At 54.3% G+C, this 20,460-nt stretch carries 16 protein-coding genes; 4 read left to right on the top strand and 12 right to left on the bottom strand.

Annotated elements, in window-relative coordinates:
- Window positions 1-120 precede the first annotated feature (120 nt).
- On the top strand, window positions 121-1,224 hold the full coding sequence (gene queG / locus ACJJH9_RS18810) for a tRNA epoxyqueuosine(34) reductase QueG (RefSeq protein WP_252084201.1): 1,104 nt from the start codon (window positions 121-123) through the stop codon (window positions 1,222-1,224).
- An 81-nt stretch (window positions 1,225-1,305) separates the two neighbouring features.
- Here the strand turns inward: queG and orn are convergent, their stop codons facing one another.
- Window positions 1,306-1,848 (bottom strand): oligoribonuclease, encoded by a 543-nt coding sequence (gene orn, locus ACJJH9_RS18815; protein ID WP_444883459.1) that lies wholly within the window; start codon window positions 1,846-1,848, stop codon window positions 1,306-1,308.
- A gap of 86 nt (window positions 1,849-1,934) precedes the next feature.
- On the opposite strand from orn, the gene rsgA reads away from it, so the two are divergent.
- Genes rsgA through asd form a run of 3 tightly spaced genes read left to right on the top strand, consistent with a single transcriptional unit; the run spans window position 1,935 to window position 4,656 of the window.
- Window positions 1,935-2,975, top strand: coding sequence for a small ribosomal subunit biogenesis GTPase RsgA (gene rsgA / locus ACJJH9_RS18820; RefSeq protein WP_444908516.1), 1,041 nt, complete (start codon window positions 1,935-1,937; stop codon window positions 2,973-2,975).
- The gene (locus ACJJH9_RS18825; RefSeq protein WP_444923665.1) at window positions 2,972-3,766 is read left to right on the top strand and encodes a sulfurtransferase; all 795 of its coding nucleotides are present in this window, start codon (window positions 2,972-2,974) and stop codon (window positions 3,764-3,766) included. The genes rsgA and ACJJH9_RS18825 overlap by 4 nt, the downstream gene beginning before the upstream one ends.
- A gap of 26 nt (window positions 3,767-3,792) precedes the next feature.
- Window positions 3,793-4,656, top strand: a complete 864-nt coding sequence (gene asd / locus ACJJH9_RS18830; protein ID WP_444923666.1) for an archaetidylserine decarboxylase — start codon at window positions 3,793-3,795, stop codon at window positions 4,654-4,656.
- A gap of 54 nt (window positions 4,657-4,710) precedes the next feature.
- Here the strand turns inward: asd and ACJJH9_RS18835 are convergent, their stop codons facing one another.
- The 11 genes from ACJJH9_RS18835 to ACJJH9_RS18885 form a co-directional block, all read right to left on the bottom strand.
- Window positions 4,711-6,066 carry a cyclic di-GMP phosphodiesterase gene (locus tag ACJJH9_RS18835; protein WP_444923667.1) on the bottom strand — a complete coding sequence of 452 codons (1,356 nt, stop codon included), beginning with the start codon at window positions 6,064-6,066 and terminating at the stop codon, window positions 4,711-4,713.
- Between the two features lie 172 nt (window positions 6,067-6,238).
- The gene (gene hemE / locus ACJJH9_RS18840; RefSeq protein WP_444923668.1) at window positions 6,239-7,318 is read right to left on the bottom strand and encodes a uroporphyrinogen decarboxylase; all 1,080 of its coding nucleotides are present in this window, start codon (window positions 7,316-7,318) and stop codon (window positions 6,239-6,241) included.
- A gap of 159 nt (window positions 7,319-7,477) precedes the next feature.
- On the bottom strand, window positions 7,478-8,896 hold the full coding sequence (locus ACJJH9_RS18845; RefSeq protein ID WP_444903651.1) for a glutamate synthase small subunit GltD family protein: 1,419 nt from the start codon (window positions 8,894-8,896) through the stop codon (window positions 7,478-7,480).
- A gap of 20 nt (window positions 8,897-8,916) precedes the next feature.
- Window positions 8,917-13,365 carry a glutamate synthase large subunit gene (gene gltB / locus ACJJH9_RS18850; protein ID WP_444923669.1) on the bottom strand — a complete coding sequence of 1,483 codons (4,449 nt, stop codon included), beginning with the start codon at window positions 13,363-13,365 and terminating at the stop codon, window positions 8,917-8,919.
- Between the two features lie 344 nt (window positions 13,366-13,709).
- Complete coding sequence (gene aroB / locus ACJJH9_RS18855; RefSeq protein ID WP_444923670.1) at window positions 13,710-14,795, bottom strand: 3-dehydroquinate synthase; 1,086 nt, start codon at window positions 14,793-14,795, stop codon at window positions 13,710-13,712.
- Window positions 14,796-14,874: 79 nt separating this feature from the next.
- Window positions 14,875-15,396: a shikimate kinase AroK gene (gene aroK / locus ACJJH9_RS18860; protein ID WP_252085944.1), complete on the bottom strand. Its 522-nt coding sequence runs from the start codon at window positions 15,394-15,396 to the stop codon at window positions 14,875-14,877.
- On the bottom strand, window positions 15,396-17,585 hold the full coding sequence (locus tag ACJJH9_RS18865; protein WP_444923671.1) for a type IV pilus secretin PilQ: 2,190 nt from the start codon (window positions 17,583-17,585) through the stop codon (window positions 15,396-15,398). Before ACJJH9_RS18865 ends, aroK begins: the two co-directional genes overlap by 1 nt.
- The gene (locus ACJJH9_RS18870; RefSeq protein WP_444899275.1) at window positions 17,585-18,115 is read right to left on the bottom strand and encodes a pilus assembly protein PilP; all 531 of its coding nucleotides are present in this window, start codon (window positions 18,113-18,115) and stop codon (window positions 17,585-17,587) included. Before ACJJH9_RS18870 ends, ACJJH9_RS18865 begins: the two co-directional genes overlap by 1 nt.
- Window positions 18,112-18,732, bottom strand: a complete 621-nt coding sequence (locus ACJJH9_RS18875; RefSeq protein WP_444899276.1) for a type IV pilus inner membrane component PilO — start codon at window positions 18,730-18,732, stop codon at window positions 18,112-18,114. Before ACJJH9_RS18875 ends, ACJJH9_RS18870 begins: the two co-directional genes overlap by 4 nt.
- Before the next feature lie 12 nt (window positions 18,733-18,744).
- Window positions 18,745-19,335: a PilN domain-containing protein gene (locus ACJJH9_RS18880; RefSeq protein ID WP_444923672.1), complete on the bottom strand. Its 591-nt coding sequence runs from the start codon at window positions 19,333-19,335 to the stop codon at window positions 18,745-18,747.
- A gap of 1 nt (window position 19,336) precedes the next feature.
- Window positions 19,337-20,413, bottom strand: a complete 1,077-nt coding sequence (locus tag ACJJH9_RS18885) for a pilus assembly protein PilM (RefSeq protein WP_444923673.1) — start codon at window positions 20,411-20,413, stop codon at window positions 19,337-19,339.
- Between the last annotated feature and the right edge of the window lie 47 nt (window positions 20,414-20,460).

The raw sequence follows: 20,460 nt of genomic DNA on the forward strand, positions 1-20,460 counted from the left end.
GTGGTGAAGATGTCATCTGTGGCAAAATGGGCAATTGTATCGCTGGCACTTGCACTGACAGCAAAGTATACCGCCCCGGCCAGTCATTGTGCTTGCATGGGATATCGAGCCGCTTTATCTATGACCGAATCACTGCTCGCCGAATTAGCCGACCTTATCAAACTCTGGGGACGGGAGCTGGGCTTCCAGCAAGTTGGTATCACCGACTGCCAGCTGGAGGAGGACGGTGAGCGCCTGCGCGCTTGGATCGATAAGGGCTACCACGCGGATATGGAGTGGATGGGCGCCCACGGGGAAAAGCGCTGGCGCCCGGCACTACTGGAAGAGGGAACCGTGCGCGCCATCAGTGTGCGCCTGGACTACCTGCCACCGGATACCCAGCCGATCAAAGTGCTCAAGGATTCCAGTAAGGCCTATGTCTCCCGTTACGCCAATGGTCGCGACTACCACAAGCTGATTCGCAAGCGCCTGGCCAGCCTGGCCAAGAAGATCGATGCCTTCTGTGCCGAACAGGGTATCGATTCCAAGGGTCGCGCCTTTACCGACAGCGCACCGGTAATGGAACGCGCTCTGGCGCGCAAGGCCGGCCTCGGCTGGGTCGGCAAGAACTGCCTGCTGATCAATTCCAAAGCTGGCTCTTTTTTCTTCCTCGGCGAGATCTATACCAATCTGCCCTTGCCTGTCGATGAGGGAGATTTTGCTGACGAGTGCGGCGATTGCGTGGCCTGCCTTAAAGTCTGCCCAACCGATGCCTTTATCGGCCCGCGCACCTTAGATGCCGGGCGCTGTATCTCTTACCTAACCATCGAAAACAAGGGGCCGATTCCGGAAGAATTCCGCGAGCCAATCGGCAACCGGGTTTTCGGCTGCGACGATTGCCAGACAATCTGCCCCTGGAACAAGTTCGCCAAACCCACCGCAGAGCAGGATTTCCACCCGCGCCACGGCCTCGACAACGGCGAGCTGCTGGCGCTGTTCAACTGGAGCGAGGAGGAGTTTTTGCGCAAGACCGAGGGCTCGCCAATCCGCCGTATCGGCTATGAGCGCTGGCAGCGCAACCTGGCGGTGGCGCTCGGCAATGGCGCGGCCAGCGAGGAGGTATTCGAAAGCCTGGAACAATCGCGGCAAACGGCCACGCCTCTGGTGCTGGAGCATATCGATTGGGCCCTGGCGCGGCTACGCAGTGGACGCAAACGCAAACGCAAGATCAAACGCGTAACCTGAGCCCCTTATCGAGACGCAGAAAAGAGTCGGGACAGCAGAAAAGAGGCTCTAATCGGCCGAGTGCTCCGCTAAGTCGGAAGCTTAACTGAGGCGAAAGAAGGTCTCGCGGTAGTGACGCAACTCTTCGATGGAATCGCGAATGTCGTCTAGAGCCAAATGGCTGCTGTGTTTTTTCACCCCATCCAACACATCCGGACGCCAGCGCCTGGCCAGCTCTTTCACCGAACTCACATCCAGATTGCGGTAGTGGAAGTAAGATTCCAGCTGCGGCATATATTTGACCAAGAAGCGACGGTCCTGACCGATAGAGTTACCACACATGGGCGAGGCACCCTCCGGCACCCAGTGGCGCAGGAACTCCAGGGTCTCTCGCTCCGCTTCCCGCTCGGATATATTCGACTCCTTTACCTTTGCCACCAAACCAGAACCGCCGTGTTGCTCGGTATTCCAGTCATCCATGGCATCCAGCAGGGCTTTGCTCTGGTGAATCACCATCGCCGGGCCTTCGGCGAGCACATTCAGCCGCGAATCGGTCACAATGGTGGCGATTTCGATAATGCGCTCTTTTTCCGGATCGAGGCCGGTCATCTCCAGATCTATCCAGATCAGGTTGTTCTGATCCACAGCGGGTCTCCTCAAACTTTCCGCGCAAGTTACCGCAACTACCCGGCAATGGCTATAATCCGCCGCTAATCTCCAGGTGCCAGTGCATGAGTAAACGCAAATTAAACCGCCGCCAACAGTGGCGCGTCGCCAAGATCCAGCAGGAGCGCGAGGCCCGCGCGCGCAAGCGCGAAGAGTCCGCAGAACAAGCTCTGGACGACGGTCAACTGGGCCAGGAACAGACCGGTCTTGTCATCGCCAACTATGGCACCCAAATTTTGGTGGAAAGTGAGAGCGATGCTTCCCTGCGCCAGCGCTGCCACATGCGTGCCAATATCGATACCCTGGTAACCGGCGATCGCGTCGCCTGGCGTCCCGCCACTAGTGATAGTGATGGCGGCTATGGAGTTGTGGGTGCGCGGTTGCCGCGCAACACAGAGCTGCAGCGCCCTGATCGCTACGGCGACCTGAAAACCGTAGCAGCCAATATCGATCGCATTGTGATTGTTATAGCCCCCTACCCGGAGCCCTTCGCTAATGCCATCGACCGCTACCTGGTCGCCGCAGAGACCACCGGTATAGCGCCAATCCTGCTGCTGAACAAGATCGACCTGATCGACGATGGCAACCGCCAGGCACTGGATACCCTACTGGCCCCCTACCCCGACCTCGGCTACCCAGTACTGCGCCTTTCCACTAAAACCGGCGAGGGCCTGCCACACCTACTCGAGACCCTGGCCAAGGGCAGCAGCGTCTTTGTCGGGCAGTCCGGCGTGGGCAAATCTTCACTGGTCAACGCCCTGCTACCGAGTGCCGGCGCCCGTACCGGCGCCCTGTCCGAGGCAACCCTGAAGGGCACCCACACCACCACCGCAGCGGAACTGTTTCACCTGCCCAGCGGAGGCGATCTGATAGACTCTCCCGGCATCCGCGAGTTTGGTCTCTGGCATATGGAGGAGGCCGCGCTACTGGAAGGGTTTGTGGAATTCCGCCCCTTTATCGGCCACTGCCGCTTTCGCGACTGCAACCATCAGGGCGAACCCGGCTGTGCCATTCACGAGGCACTGGCCAACGGCGACATCAGTGAGCGCCGTATGAACAGTTTTTTACACCTGCGCAACAGCCTGGAATCGGAGAATAAATTTTGAACCTGATTATTGAGGCGGAAGAGCTCGCCGCCGAGCTGGAGCATGAAGAGCTATTGGTTGTCGACCTCAGCTCCCTGCAAAATTACTTGAACGGACACATCCCCGGCGCCCTGCACCTACCATTTCAAGCACTGATGGCGGGTACTGCCCCTGCGCCGGGTAAACTCCCCAGCTCCGAGCAGCTGACCCGAGTTTTTCGCGCTATTGGCCTGCGCCCGGAAACCCATGTAGTGGCCTGTGATGATGAAGGCGGCGGCTGGGCCGGACGCCTCCTGTGGACCCTGGAGAGTATTGGCCACCGCAATTACAGCTACTTAAACGGTGGTATGCACGCTTGGCGCGGTGCCGGGTTACCACTGACCACTGAAGAACCACAGGTTACCCCAAGCGATATCGAAGTCTCGATCGATACCGATGCTGCCATGAGTGCCCGAGAGATCCAGGAGCATCTTGGCAACCCCGACTTCCTCGTTTGGGATGCCCGTTCCCCCCAGGAGTACAGTGGAGAAAGGGTCTTGGCTACCAAGGGCGGTCATATTCCCGGCGCAATCAACTGCGAATGGACCCAGCTGATGGACCCTCAGCGCGACCTGCGTATCCGCACCGATGCGCGTGAGCTACTCGCCAAGCTTGGCATCAATGAAGCACATAAAATCGTCACCCACTGCCAAAGTCATCACCGCTCTGGTTTTACCTGGTTGGTGGGTAAGTCCCTGGGTTTTGATATTCGCGCCTACCCAGGCTCCTGGAGTGAGTGGGGCAACCTGCCCAATACGCCCGTCGAACATTAAGTATTACCGGAAAACGTTGTACCCGTATGAATCCAAAACTCTTTACCACCCTGCAATACCTGACTCCGCAACACGCTCTTTCCCGCGCTGCGGGCTGGCTGGCGAACACCGAAATCAAGTCGATCAAAGACCCTTTCACCCGCTGGTTTGTCGAAAAGTACGGTGTCGATATGCAGGAGGCCAAAGAGACCGATTGCACCGCCTATCGTACTTTCAACGACTTTTTTACCCGTGAACTCAAAGAGGGCGCACGCCCGATTGTCAGTAGCGAGGGTAGCCTGGCCTGTCCCGCAGATGGTGCCATCAGTCAGCTCGGTGCTATCCACAATGGCCGTGTGTTCCAGGCCAAGGGGCACGACTACAGCTTGCTGGAATTGGTGGGTGGTGATCCGGAATTGGCGGCCCAGTTTGACGATGGCCACTTCGCCACAGTGTACCTGTCACCCAAGGATTACCACCGGGTACATATGCCTATCGACGGCACACTGCGCAGCATGACTTATGTGCCGGGCCAGCTATTCTCGGTCAACACCGTAACCGCCGAAAACGTACCGCGCCTGTTCGCCCGCAACGAGCGCCTGGTGTGTGTATTCGATACTGAAGCCGGACCCATGGCCATGATTTTGGTTGGTGCCATGATCGTTGCCGGAATCGAGACTGTTTGGGCGGGCCAGGTGGCGCCCCATACTCGCGATGTGCGCACCACCAACTATCTTGAGAATGCACCGATTCACCTGCGAAAAGGCGAGGAGATGGGGCGCTTTAAATTGGGCTCCACAGTCATCATGTTGTTTGGGGCGGATCAAGTGCGCTGGCTGGACAGCCTTGAGGCGGAAACCCCTGTGCGTATGGGTGAGTATTTCGGCAGCATGATAGCTGACGCCGGCTGATTCTTCGGGAGAGCGGTAAGTTACGCCGCTCTCAAGGCTTCCCCCGGGAATAAACTATCTCGCCAGGCGCGAGAAAAAGCGGGACAGCTGCCCACCACTATTGAAAAGGTAATCGTCTCGCACCGCCGAGGTATTCACCTCCGGATAAGCCCCTGGCTCTATATCCCGCACTATGCTGATCTTTTCCTCCGGGCGCATCTTGCCACGCTCAATCAGCTTTTCTGCACGATCCTCGGCAGCCGCCAGGTCAAACAGGCGCGGTTTACTCAGCTGGCGCTTGTGCGCATCCAGCACAATCATCACCTTGGGCCGCAAACGCCGGTCGTAGGTCTGCTCCACCACTACACCCACTTCGCCACTGGAGAGCTCTACCTGGGTACCGGTGGGGTAGAGTCCTATCGCCTGAATAAATTCGACGACCAGCTGTTCCTGGTAGGCGATGCCACGCAGGTCATAGAGTTCGGCCACGGCCTTTGAAGGCGCTATGGGCTGGCTGGCGCCGCGGGGGTTCGTCGCTTCATCATAAAAAGTAACGATGCCGCACATGCGCGCCAATACGGGAATCTTGTCACCGCGCAAGCCACCTGGATAACCACCACCGTCGTGGCGCTCGCGATGACCGCGCACAATATCAATCACCTGGGGGTCGACCTGGGCATCTGCCGATAGCATCTGCACGCTGTGTTGCACAAATTTACGATACTCCAGCTCGCTGCGCGGGTCTCGCTTGGGCATCTGCAGCACTTCTGCGGGAATCGATAACTTGCCCACATCCTTTAACAGGGTGGCCACCCCCAGCTGCAACAACTCATGTCGCGCCAAGCCGATATGCCGGCCAAACAGCACCGCCCAAATACTGGCGCGTACCGAGTGACTGTAAGTATGTTCATCCCTGTCTCGCACTCGCGCCAACCAGGCGAAAGCATCCGGGCTGCGCAGCACACTCTCAACCAGATCCTCTACCACCCGGTTCATCTGTGGCACCGGCAGTGGTCGATTGCTCGCTACCAACCCCATAACTTCACCCATGCCGCGCAATATCTGGCCGTGCAACTTGCGCGCATTGCCTGCCTCGCGCTGGGCGGGCTGAGGGGGGGGGTAAGTCTTGTGAGAGACCGCAACGGGGCGGCAGGGAATGGTGACGCGCACGGCGGCTCGGCCATGCCCTTTAGCACTTGCACCACTAGCGCCGATCAAACGGCGCAAGGTAACACCGGCACTGCCTACGGTCTTGTGTACATCGACATAAACAAAACGGCAGTACTTCTGTAGTTGGCGAATCTCCTCCAAATCGCGGATATAAAAGCCCTGCAGGGCAAATGGAGTCTGTGTCCAGGGTTTGTCTAGCCTAGACACAAACATGCCGCGCTGGAGATCACCGACGGAAATTTTTGCCTGTTCGAGTGCCACTTGGGGAGGTACCGACCACTGTAGTAAATGCTTGGAGACCGCCCTCAGCAAGGGCCCCGTTTCTAAATCCGGGCCCCCTCGGGCAAGCGCACATTTATATCACGGACAGATATTGGCGAGCACCTATACAAAGTGAGACTGCATTCACAGACTCAGACACTAGTTGCCACAGTTAGACGTGATATTTTGCGGAAAGCTCTACCACTGCCTCGATCATGGCGCCGGCATGGGCCGGATCTACTTTCGGAGTAATACCGTGGCCAAGGTTGAAAACATGGCCACTACCCTGGCCGTAGGAATGCAGCACAGCTTCCACTTCTTGGCGGATGCGTTCAGGATTGGCGTAGAGTACGGAAGGATCCAGATTACCCTGCAGGGCAACGCGATCCCCAACACGGGCACGGGCACTGCCGATATCAGTGGTCCAATCGAGCCCGAGAGCATCAGCACCGGTATCCGCCATCGCTTCCAACCACTGACCACCCCCTTTGGTGAACAGGATAGCGGGCACCCGGCGGCCATCGGCTTCTTTGATCAGACCGCTGAGAATACGCTGCATATATTGCAGGGAGAACTCGCGGTAGGCGCCGTGACTCAAGGCGCCGCCCCAGGTATCAAAAATTTGTACCGCCTGGGCACCGGCGCGAATCTGTGCATTCAGGTAGTCGGTCACCGAATCGGCGAGTACGGTCAGCAGCTGGTGCATCAGCTCGGGGCTGTTGTAGAGCATTTCCTTGCTGCGGGCAAAGTCCTTGCTGGAGCCGCCCTCAATCATGTAAGTGGCCAGGGTCCAGGGGCTGCCGGAAAAACCGATCAACGGCACAAGACCATTTAGCTCGCGGCGAATGGTGGACACAGCGTTCATCACATAGTCCAGATCCCGTTCGCTGTTCACCACTTCCAATGCCTCAATATCAGCGGCAGTGCGCAGCGGCTTATGGAATTTGGGGCCCTCGCCCTCGGCAAAATAGAGCCCAAGGCCCATAGCATCTGGGATGGTGAGGATATCGGAGAATAAAATCGCCGCATCGAGTGGGTAGCGTTCCAACGGCTGCAGGGTGACCTCGCACGCCAATTCGGTATTACGGCATAGATCCATAAAGCTCCCAGCCTCGGCGCGGCTGGCGCGGTACTCGGGTAGGTAGCGACCCGCCTGGCGCATCATCCACACTGGTGTTCGATCCACGGGCTGGCGCAGCAGAGCGCGGAGAAAGCGGTCGTTTTTCAATTCGGACGGTTTGGTATCAGACATAGGTACACCGAGCGGGCTAAAAAAACGGCCATTGTACAGGGGGCGGGGCCACTAGATACAGCGTGGCAAAAATATCACCCAGGCAGGTTGATGGCTGGTGCCGACCTACAAAGATATAAAAATGGGAGGCTTAAAGCCTCCCGTCAGCAACCGGGGAAATCAGATGTCCAGATAATCGAGAATACCCTCACCGGCCTGGCGCCCTTCCCAAATAGCTGTTACCACCAAGTCAGAACCGCGCACCATATCGCCACCGGCAAAGACCTTCTCGTTGGAGGTCTGGAACTTGTATTTCTGTTCTTCCGGGGCAACGACCCCCCCCCAGTCTGCTACTTCGATGCTGTGCTCGGCAAACCATTCCGCCGGGCTCGGGCGGAAACCGAAGGCGACCAGCACAATATCTGCCGGGATGACTTCTTCGGAACCGGGCACCACCTGCGGACGGCGACGTCCATTTTCATCGGGCTCACCCAACTCGGTAGTGACTACTTTCACTCCAGAGACCTTGCCGTCGCCAACAATTTCTACCGGCTGGCGGTTAAACAGGAACTGCACCCCTTCTTCTCTGGCATTGACCACTTCGCGGCGGGAGCCTGGCATATTTTCCTCATCGCGACGATAGGCACAGGTCACGCTCTTGGCCCCCAGTCGAATAGAGCTGCGGTTACAGTCCATGGCGGTATCACCGCCACCCAGCACCACTACACGCTTACCTTCCACCGAGACAAATTCCGCAGGGTCCTTCTCCCAACCCATATTGCGATTGACGTTGGCCACTAAGAACGGCAAAGCATCGTGCACGCCGGGCAAGTCCTCACCAGGGAAGCCGCCCTTCATGTAGTTGTAGGTACCCATCCCCAGGAATACGGCATCATAGTCATTGAGCAACTGCTCGAAACTGATGTCCTTGCCCACCTCAGTATTGAGACAGAACTCCACCCCCATCTCAACAAACACCTCGCGGCGCTTTTCCATCACCGATTTTTCCAACTTGAATTCCGGAATACCGAAAGTGATCAGGCCGCCGATCTCCGGATGCTTGTCGAAGACCACCGGCTGTACGCCGTTGCGTATCAGGATATCGGCGCAGCCCAGTCCGGCTGGGCCCGCGCCCACAATCGCGACTTTTTTGCCTGTCTTTTCCACATGGCTGAGATCCGGACGCCAACCCAGGGCAAAGGCGGTATCAGTGATGTACTTTTCAGCATTGCCGATGGTCACAGCGCCGAAACCGTCGTTGAGGGTACAGGCGCCCTCGCACAGGCGGTCCTGGGGACAAACGCGCCCGCAAACTTCCGGCAGGGTGTTGGTCTCGTGGCAGAGTTCCGCCGCCTCGATCACATTACCCTCGCTGATTAATTTCAGCCAGTTGGGAATATAGTTGTGCACCGGGCACTTCCACTCACAGTAGGGGTTGCCGCAGTCCAGGCAGCGGTGTGCTTGGCTCGCCACCTGGTTTTCACTGGATGGCTGGTAAATCTCCACAAATTCACTGGTACGCGCGATGATATCTTTCTTCGGCGGATCTATACGGGCCACGTCGATAAACTGGAAATCGTTGTTCAGTCTGTCTTTCATACTGTCTCTCCACCCCAGCCTTATTCGCCGCGCTTGCGCACGTCAGAAAGAAGATCCGCAAGGCTGGCTGCCTTGGGTTTCACCAGCCAGAATCGGCTCAGGTAATCGTCGAAGTTATCCAGCAGCTCTTCACCCCAGGCGCTGCCGGTCTCCGCGACATAGGTTTCAATCACCTCGCGCAGGTGACTCTGGTGCGGCTCGAGAATTTCACTACTGATACGACGCAGCTCGATCAACTCATGATTGCAGCGGTCGAAGAAATCGCGCTCCAGATCCAGCACATAGGCAAAACCGCCGGTCATACCGGCACCAAAGTTGTAGCCGGTGCGCCCTAGCACCGCGACCATTCCACCGGTCATGTATTCACAGCAATGATCGCCGGCCCCTTCCACTACGGCGAAGGCGCCAGAATTGCGCACAGCAAAGCGCTCCCCGGCGCGGCCAGCGGCAAATAACTTACCGCCAGTAGCACCGTACAGGCAGGTATTACCGACGATGCTGGTGTCTTGGGAAGCAAACTCACTGCCCTCAGGCGGGCGAATAACCAACTTGCCGCCGGCCATGCCCTTACCGACATAATCGTTGGCATCCCCTTCGAGATACATCTCGAGCCCCCCGGCGTTCCATACGCCGAAAGACTGCCCGGCAACCCCATTGAGGTTGAGTTTTATTGGCGTCTCCACCATGCCCTGATTGCCATGGCGTTTGGCGATCTCGCCAGAAAGACGTGCCCCCAGAGAGCGATCGCAGTTGGTCACCTCAAAGCTGAATTCACCCCCAGTCAGGTTCTCAATGGCGGGTAGGATTTCTTCCACCATGCGTTCAGCCAACTCGCCCTTATCCCAGGGCTCGTTCTTGGCCTGCTGGCAGGTTTGCGGTTTGCTGTCGAGTAGTGCATCGGTATGTAACAGCGGCGACAGATCCAGTTTCTTCTGCTTGTTGGTTTCTCCCTCAAGGATGCGAAGTAGGTCTACACGGCCGACCAGCTCTTCCATGGTGCGCACACCAATGCTCGCCATCCATTCGCGGGTTTCCTCTGCAACAAAGCGGAAGAAGTTCATCGCCATTTCTGCGGTGCCGATATAATGCGCATCGCGCAAGTTCTTGCGCTGGGTCGCGATACCCGTGGCACAGTTATTCAGGTGACAGATGCGTAGGTATTTACAGCCAATCGCGACCATTGGCGCAGTACCAAAGCCGAAGCTCTCCGCACCGAGAATTGCCGCCTTGACTACATCCAAGCCAGTTTTAAGGCCCCCATCCGTCTGCACCCGAACTTTGCCACGCAAGTCGTTGGCTCGCAGGGTCTGGTGTGTTTCCGCCAGACCCAATTCCCAAGGTGAACCAGCATAGCGAATAGAGGTGATCGGGCTCGCTGCAGTACCGCCGTCATAGCCGGAAATGGTAATTAAATCCGCATAAGCCTTGGCCACGCCGGCGGCGATAGTGCCAACTCCTGGACGGGACACCAGCTTCACGGATACCAGTGCATCCGGGTTAACCTGTTTGAGGTCGTAGATCAGCTGGGCCAGATCCTCGATGGAGTAGATATCGTGGTGCGGTGGCGGTGAAATCAGGGTGACACCGGGCACCGAGTAGCGCAGCCGAGCAATCAGGTCATTCACCTTGCCGCCGGGCAACTGACCACCCTCACCGGGCTTAGCGCCCTGAGCCACCTTGATCTGCAGCACTTCGGCATTGACCAGATAGTGCGGCGTCACGCCGAAACGGCCGGAGGCGATCTGTTTGATTTTGGAGACTTTGTCGGTGCCAAAACGGGCCGGATCTTCACCGCCCTCTCCGCTGTTGGAGCGTCCACCCAGGCGGTTCATGGCCTGAGCCAGAGATTCGTGCGCCTCGGGAGATAGAGCGCCCAGGGACATAGCTGCGGAGTCAAAGCGACGCACAATCTGCTCGACCGGCTCCACTTCCTCCAATGGCACAGGCTCGAGGTTTTCCTTGAAGGCCAGCATATCCCGCAAGGTTGCCACTGGGCGCTGGTTGACCAGTTCCGAGTAATCACGCCAAGCAGAGTAATCCCCAGTACTGGCCGCTCGGCGCAGGGCCGTCACCACATCCGGGTTAAAAGTATGGTATTCGGTGCCATGCACATATTTGTGCAGCCCGCCGGGGGACACCGGCTTACGCGCTTTCCAGGCGATATCCGCACGCGCGGCCATATCTGCCTGCAACTCGGCAAAGCCGGCGCCTTCGATACGAGTGGGTGCACCGGGGAAACACAGGTCCACCACCTCTTTGGAAAGACCGACCAACTCAAACAACAGCGCACCGCGGTAAGAGGCTACCGTGGAGATACCCATTTTTGACAGGATCTTCAACAGGCCCTTGATAATACCGTTGCGGTAATTCTTCTGCGCTTCCGCCGCATCCAACAGCAGCTCCCCCCTGTCGATCAGGTGATTGATAATGCTGTAGGAGAAATAGGGATGTACTGCCGTCGCTCCCACACCTACCAGGCAGGCGAGCTGGTGCGCATCCCGTGCACTGGCGGTATCCACCACCACATTGGAATCACAGCGCAGGCCCGCATGCACCAAATGATGGTGCACGGCCCCGGTGGCGAGCAGCGCATCTATGGGCAGATGGCCCTGGCGAATATCGCGGTCGGACAGCACCACAATCACGGTGCCGGCACGAACAGAAGCCTCTACCTTGGCACACAGACGTTCAATTGCACTATGAAGATCCAGATTTGCCGGATCGTAGTTCAGGTCGAAAATCTCCGCGTCGAAGCCGGGGCGATCCAGCGACAGTAACGCGGTGTATTTCATATGGGAGAGCACCGGCGAGGACAGAATCACGCGGTCGGCGTGCTCTGGCGTCTCCTCAAACACGGATTTTTCACGGCCCAAGCAGGTTTCCAGGGACATCACCACCGTTTCCCGCAGCGGGTCTATAGGCGGATTGGTCACTTGGGCAAACTGCTGGCGGAAGTAATCGTAGAGCGAGCGGTTGTAGCGGGACAGCACCGCCATCGGCGTATCGTCGCCCATGGAACCCACCGCTTCCTGGCCGGCTTCCGCCATCGGACGCACTACCTTATCGCGCTCCTCCAGAGAGGAACTGAACAGTTTCTGGTAGACCTTAAACTGTTGGTGGGAAAAATTATTGTCAACCGGCGCAGTCACTAAGGTGGAGCGAATACGGCGCGCCTTCTCTTTCAGCCAGCGTTTATAAGGCTGGGCGCGCTTGAGCATATTGTCGATATCGGCAGTGTGGTACAGCTTGCCTTTCTGGGTATCCACAGAAAGCATCTGCCCGGGCCCGAGACGCCCTTTAGCTACTACATCTTCCGGTGCATAGTTATAAACACCGACTTCCGAAGCCACGGTAATAATATCGTCTTTGGTAATCACCCAGCGGGACGGGCGCAGGCCGTTGCGGTCGAGAGTACATACCGCGTGACGGCCATCGGTCATCACCAAGCCGGCGGGGCCATCCCAGGGCTCCATATGCATGGAGATGTATTCATAGAAAGCGCGCAGATCTGCATCCATGCCCTCAACATTTTGCCAGGCAGGCGGCACTAGCATGCGCACCGCACGGTGTAGCTCCATACCACCCGCCAACAACATCTCCAACATATTATCCAAACTGGAGGAGTCGGAGCCCTCGCGGTTCACCAGCGGTACCAGCGCATTCAGCTCGGGAATCAGCTCGGTAACAAATTTGTTGGTGCGTGCCACCGACCAATTGCGGTTGCCGGTAATGGTATTAATTTCACCATTGTGCGCCAGCAGGCGGAAAGGCTGGGCCAGAGGCCAGCGCGGCATGGTATTGGTAGAGAAGCGCTGGTGGAAAACACAGATAGCGGTTTCCAGGCGCGGATCCGCCAACTCGGGGAAGAATTTCGGCAGATCCGCCGGGATCATCAGCCCTTTGTAGGAGAGCACACTAGTAGAAAGGCTGGCGATATAAACATCACCACTCAGCTGCAACTCAGCCTTGCGCCGGGCCACATACAGCCGAGCATTAAAACGGGCTTCCCCCAGTGGCTCTTCGGCATCATTGATCAGCAGTTGTTCGAAGCGAGGTTGGCAGTCCCTGGCGATGGGGCCAAGACACTCGGGGTTAGTGGGCACTGTGCGCCAACCAACAATCCGCATTCCTTGCGCCTGCAGCTCAGACTCAAAGATTTGGCGAGCGCTCTGCGCCTCACCGTCATCCAGAGGCAACATCACCGAACCTACGGCATAGGCCTCAGTGAGTTCCAGACCGAACAACTTTAGCGCTTCCTCGCGCAGGAATTTATCGGGCTTCTGCAGCAGCAAACCGCAGCCATCGCCAGTTTTACCATCGGCGGCAATACCGCCGCGGTGGGTCATACAGGTGAGGGACTCAATGGCCGTCTGTACTAACTTATGGCTCGCCACACCCTGTAAATGAGCGATCAGACCAAAACCACAGTTGTCCTTAAACTCATCCAACTGATACAGACTGCTACCCATAGAATTCCTCGTCACTATCGATTGGGGGACCACAGGCACTGCCGATAGCGGCCTGATATGGGCAAAAATGGCTTAACGCTCGCGCTACGCTCTCCTGCGGTCCCTAAGTAAAAGATCCCGAGATAAAAAAAGCCCTCTAATGGGGCTTTCTTTATTGTTCTTATTGGCGGTTATTTTGCCCCGCCATTATTTCCGGGGGGCGCGCAATATTACTTGCTTACCACTACATTTTCAATAATTCACAGTTTTTTTAACTGCCAAACAAAAATAAGGCAGATTTATTTCCTGTCAACTTGGTTTTAAGTGATCGTACTCTCTAATAAGCGCAGTTCGCGAATCCCCTGTCACCTGGCACCACAGTTCCTTAGCGCATCTATAACTTTTTCCTGAGGCGTATCATCGACAACTTTTGCGTCCCCCAAAGATCTCAGCAATACCAAACGCAACTTGCCATCCAGCACTTTCTTGTCTAACTGCATAGCCTGCAGAAAATCATCGACACTCATATCCGCGGGAGACTGCTGCGGCAACTGGGCTTTTTGCAGCAGCTGACGAACACGCTGAACCAATTCACTGTCCACGTCTCCCAGTAAATGCGAGAGCTCCAGGGCCATCACCATTCCTGCGGCCACCGCCTCACCATGCAACCAACGCCCGTAGCCCTGCACAGTCTCAATTGCATGTCCAAAGGTATGACCAAAGTTTAATATGGCGCGGCGGCCTGCCTCACGCTCATCACTAGCCACAACCTCTGCCTTATCACGACAACAACGATCCACGGCATAAGCCAAAGCCTTGGGATCTCGCGATAAGAGTGCATCGATATTGGTCTCTATCCAGTGGAAAAATGGTGCATCACAGATCAGGCCATACTTGATTACTTCAGCAATACCTGCTGAGAATTCACGATCTGGCAGAGTCGTCAATGTATCCATATCGGCAAGTACTAGCCGGGGCTGGTAAAAAGCCCCAATCATGTTTTTACCTAGCGGGTGATTGACGCCAGTCTTACCTCCCACAGAGGAGTCCACCTGGGCAAGGAGTGTAGTGGGCACCTGAATAAAATCGACGCCGCGCTGATAACAGGCAGCGGCAAATCCACACATATCTCCCACAACACCACCCCCTAGGGCAATTAGCGTAGTCGTGCGGTTGTGACGCTGTTCCAATAGAGCGTCAAAAATTCGATTGACGGTATCCAAAGTCTTGAAGGCTTCCCCGTCGGGTAGTTCGACAACATCAACCTTATCAAAGTCAGAGAGCCCATCCAGTAAGCGGGACAAATACAGGGGAGCCACTGTCTCATTTGTAACCACACAGATCTGGCGCCCACGTAAATAGGGCAGTAAATATTGTGAGTCGGCTAATAACTTGGACCCAATGACAATGGGGTAACTGCGCTCCCCCAGTTCCACATTAAAACAGTGCACAATGCTCTCCTTCCCACTAGCGCCAATATGTAGCGCATTGAGTTAATGAGACGCACTTTAGCACAGAGTGAAAAAGGGGTTATTGGGAGAGGCTTTCCATAAGGCGCTCAGCAACCAGGGCTGATGCTTGCTTGGGGGTCAGGTCATCAGTGTCGCAGATAACATCCGCAACTTCGCGATAAAGAGGGGCGCGTTCTTGTAAAATTTCTTCAATACGCGCGCGTGGATTGGGCACTCGTAAAAGAGGGCGGTTACTGTTCTTGGAAGTGCGTTCCAGCAACTGCTCTACCCCGGCCTGTAAATAAATCACATGACCAAACTTTTGCAGCAACCGCCGGTTTTCCTCCAGTAGAACGATACCGCCACCGGTGCCGATAACTTGGTGGGGACCCAGACAAAGTTCTTCGAGCACTTCACTTTCGCGTCGACGAAAGCCGGCTTCGCCTTCTACATCAAATATCCAGGGGATATCTGCCCCTGTGCGTTCTTCCAGCACTTTATCGGTATCAGCAAAAGGCAGCTGCAATTGTGCCGCTAACAACCTGCCAATCGTGGATTTGCCGGCCCCCATGGGGCCGACTAAAAAGATGGAGCGGTTAATCACTTAGATAAAAAAGTCTCACTTTCGATAATGCGCGGGGTGATAAACATCAATATCTCACGTTTATCATCTGTGCGTACAGTTTTCTTAAACAAGTTACCTATGTACGGAATATCCCCAAGTAAGGGTACCTTAGTCTCCCCCTCAAGAACATTGCTCTCAAACACACCGCCTAGAACAATTGTTTCGCCATTACTGACTAGTACTTTTGTCGCTAGGGTGTTCACATTAATTGTAGGAACAGCCGTATTAGCACTAACACTAAACAAATCCCCAACACTATTCTGCTCGATATTAAGCGTCATTATTATATTGTTATCTGGGGTTATTTGAGGTGTTACATTTAACTCAAGAACGGCTTCTCGAAATGTCACAGAAGCTGCACCAGAGGAGGTAGCCTCCAAGTAAGGTATTTCCACTCCCGATTGGATATTCGCCTCTTGTTTATCACCAGTTACTACTTTGGGCTGGGATACAATCTCAAGCATGCCCACATCTTCCATCGCAGACAGCTCCAAACCCAAATAAAAATTGTCCTTTAATATCGCATAAGCTAGTTGCCCAGCAGGTGTTCCAACACCTAAGTCCACCAATAAAGGATCATGGGTGCTGTCCGGTGAAGAGACACTGGGTCCAACTCCAGATCCACCGACACTAGTGCTATTTTGCCCTCCAGAACCAATGACTACAGAGTCATCGTTAATATCATGAGTACCTGTATAGTTCCACTGGACACCGAGCTCGCGCTCGAACTCACTATTTGCAGTGACGATCCTGGCCTCAATCATCACCTGACGAATAGGTACATCTATAACTTCTATCAGTTCCCGAAACTGTGCGATTTTTTCTTCTGTATCTGTAAGGATAATTGTATTGGTTCGCTCATCTACAATTGCACTACCACGGGCTGACAAAATACTTGCTTGATTAGCGTCTTGTTTACCCCCAGCAAAATTGCCCTTTCCTTGATCATCAGTTTGCTGACCAGAAAATAATGAAAACAGCTCTCCGGCATCAGCATAGCGCACACTAATATATTCAGTTCTTAATGGAGCCAGCTCCTGCAGTTGCCTACGGCTCTCCAACTCCTGGCGCTCTCTTTCTGCAATCTCAGCAGCTGGAGCTACCATAATGACGCTACCTTCCTGGCGCTTATCCAAGCCCTTGGCCTTAAGAATCAAATTCAAAGCCTGATCCCAAGGCACCCCATCAAGCCGTAATGTGATTCGCCCCTGCACGGTATCACTTGCCACCAGATTGAGATCAGTAAAGTCAGCAATAATTTGGAGCACGGAACGAACTTCAATATCTTGGAAGTTTAACGAAAGCTTTTTCCCTGAGAATTGAAACTCCTTCTCCTTCTCGCGAATTTCCGCTGCGGACAGAGGTTTTACGCTCAACACGTACTGATTATCGGCTTGATAAGCGAGATAATCATAATCTGCATCTGTCGGATCCACAGCTATTACGGTATTGCGGCCATCAGAGTCTACCGTAATGGCATTCACAGGGGTTGCAAAGTCAGTTACGTCAAGCTTCTGGCGAAGAGATTCGGGCAATTCTGCGCCCAGAAAAGTCAAATAGATTTTGCCTTTGGTGCGTTCCACATCAATATTTACTGCCGGATCAGAAAGGCTAACAATGACTTTACCTTCGCCCTCTTCACCGCGCCGGAAGTCAACCCCGTTAACAGCAATAGCACCCAAGGCATTGAACTGCTTGTTTCCACCAAGATTAAGGCCACTGTCATGGGTGGGGGATTGTGGAGATGAAGCCGTCGCAACTACAGATTCACCAATCTCCATCACGAGCTGGCTACCATGGCGTTCACTGGTGTATACCGGCAGTTGATCCAGATTAACAATTAGGCGAGTTCTCCCCTCACTGGAAACTACCACAGCGCTGCGAGCGGCACCTATTCCCAGTGAATATTTCTTTTGTGGCAATGCACTTTCAACACCGGCAAAATCCATCACAATCCGAGCCGGTTGCTCAATTGTGTATCCAGTGGGCTCTGGAGGCTCCTCCGTGAAAGTTAAACGCAGCTGGACCCGGCCACCGGGAAGCTCTGAAAACTGTATATCGTTCAGTTGATTCACCTGCGCTTGTAACGCCGCAGGAACCATCAATACAGCGAGCAGTAAAATCTGAAACGGTGCCAAACACTTAGCAAACTGCTTATTAATCATTATCCGTTGTCCTTCTCTTCCAGCGCGAGTGCACGTGGCCTCTCAATCCAGCCCCCGGTACCATCCGGTATAATTTCCAACACATCGAGTTGCGTGGGGGTAGCGCTCACAACTCGCCCGTGATTTTTCCCCAAGTAGTTCCCCACAGTTACTCTGTGAATTCCACCATTGCCATCATCAATCAGGGCCCATAACTGGCCATCACGGGAAATTGTGCCCACCATTGCCAAAGCATCAAAGTTAATACTTTCAAGCAACTCTCTACGTCTACTTAGATCAGGTGCTATTTCAAGTCTTCTACCAACTAATCGCTGATCAGACTCCAAAACAGGGCGAGTAAATGGACTCCTTTGAGCAGCGGCACTATAAATATATGGGCTATATGGCGTAAACGTTGGGATAGGCTCAATTTGACCTTTAGGCCTCCGTTCAACCTCGGCCATTCTTTGATGTAAATCATTTTGATCTACATTCATACTGCAAGCAGAAACCGCTAAAAGTGTAGCTACGATGGCTGTTTTTTTTGTCACTCCTCATCCTCCTGATCTTTATAGCGGTAGGTTTTTGCATTGATAACCATATCAAGCAGCCCACCACTATCTCGGTTGGTTGAGATAGTAAAATCATGAAGAGTCACAATCCTAGGCATTCCAGCAATACCACTCACGAAAGAACCAAATTCATGGTACCCCCCTTGAACCTCTATACGAATTGGCAGCTCAACATAAAACTCTCCAACCAACTCACTTTCCAGAGCAACTTTTTCGATCGTTAGGCCGCTACCTCTCCCATACTCATCAATATCCTCTAACAATCCTGGAACTTCTGTATCTTTTGGTAGTTGCTTTAGCAGTGCGCCAAAGGTGCCCTCCATCTCCCTTAGTTGCTCACGATACGCATCCAGATTTGCAGCCTCAAATTGCTTGTTTTCAAACTGCAAAAACAGCTCTTTCTCTTTATTCTGCGCACGTTCCAGGCTGTTATAAAGATCACCTATCCAGAGGTAATACCCAATAAAAACCAAAACTGCTGAAACAATGATTAAGAGAGTAATACGACCAGCTATCGGCCAGACTCCAACTCTTGAAAAGTCGATGTCATTAATATCTAAATCTTGGAGTTGTTTAAGAGTTTCTGCGAATGCCATTATATAATTCCTTTACTCAACGCCAGTGGTAGTTAAATCACTATCGTTAGCATCGTCACTCTTACGACCACTCAAATTTACTGTTAACTGAAAAGCACTCGCTTGCTCCCCATACTCAGGGCTAGCAGTAACATCCGTTAAGTTTGGAGATTCATACCAGTCGGATTGGTCCAAATTGCGCATAAAAGATGATACACGGTTGTTGGATTCTGCTATTCCTGACAACTCCAATTGAGAACCTTTGCGGGTAAGTTCAAGGAGCCAAAGCCCCTCAGGAGTTGCCTGTACCAGCTCATCAAAATAACGAACAGCTAGAGGACGGTTCCCCTGGAGCTCCTGAATCACCCGCATTCGATCAATCAGTTCCTGGCGGCGCTTTTTCAGGTCCTTAATCTCACTTACCTGTTTATTTAGAGCATTAATCTTGACCTGCAGTATCTGATTGCGCTCATTCTGGGTAGCGACTTGCCGATCAACCGTTTTCATCCAAAGAAAAACCGACGCCGCAGCAGCAATAATCACCAGCACTAATACTTGCTGAAACTCTTTCTGCTTTTGTGCGCGATATTCCTGGCGCCAGGGGAGTAGATTAATCTTGGCCATCTCAGTACTCCTTCTCCCGCATGGCGAGCCCTGCCGCGATCATCAGCCCTGGAGCCTCTTTGGCTAATATCTGTTGGTTTACCCGAGAAGAGGTTGCCATTTTGTAAAAAGGATTGGCAATCACTGTGGGTTTGCCCAGTTTTTCACCGACCAAATCAGACAAACCTTCCATCGCGGCAACCCCACCACTGAGCAATATGTAATCCACATCGCTGTAGGAAGTCGAAGAGTAAAAGAACTGCAGCGCGCGGGTGACTTGCTGAATCACCGCATCCCGAAACGGCTCCAGAACCTCGGCATAATAGTCATCGGGCAATCCGCTGCCACCCTGGTGCTTCGCCAGAGAGGCCTCTTCGGCGGAGAGGCCGTAGCGCCGCTGAATCTCATCGGTGAGCTGCCGACCACCGAATAGCTGCTCCCGTGTATAAACTGTCTTGCCATCAACCAGTACAGACAGTGCACTCATAGTCGCACCGATATCCACTACCGCAACAACCAACTGCTCTTGGGGAGGAAACTGATCTTCCAGCAGAGTGTAAGTGCGCTCAATAGCGTAAGCTTCCACATCCACGACATCCGCCTCCAACTCAGCCTCACCGAGGGCGGAAACCCGCTGTTCGATATTTTCGCTGCGGCATGCTGCCAGTAACACTTCCACCTGGTCATCCCCTCTTTCGGATGGCCCCTGTACCTCAAAATCGAGACTAACTTCTTCGAGGGGATAGGGAATGTACTGATCCGCTTCCAAGGCAATACGCGCTTCCAGATCCTCATCGGAGAGATCAGCGGGCATTTCCAGGGTCTTAGTGATCACTGCGGAGCCGGATACGGCGACAGCCGCACGGCGCAGTCGGGTTTTGGAACGGCGCACTACCTTGCGGATAGCTTCCGCCGTGGCGCCAACATCATTGATGTTCTTATCCACTACCGCATTCGGCGGCAGGGGTTCCACGGCGTAGCTTTCGACCCGATATTTGTCACCATTGCGACTTAGCTCCAGCAACTTTACTGCGGTCGAGCTAATATCGAGTCCCAACATGGCCTTCGGGCCTTTATCCAGAAAAGGGAAAATCCCCATTTTTCTTATCTTTTCCGTGGGTTATGAAAGTTTGATGTTATAGCACT

The sequence above is a fragment of the Microbulbifer mixtoriginis (SeqCode) genome, assembly GCF_052466715.1.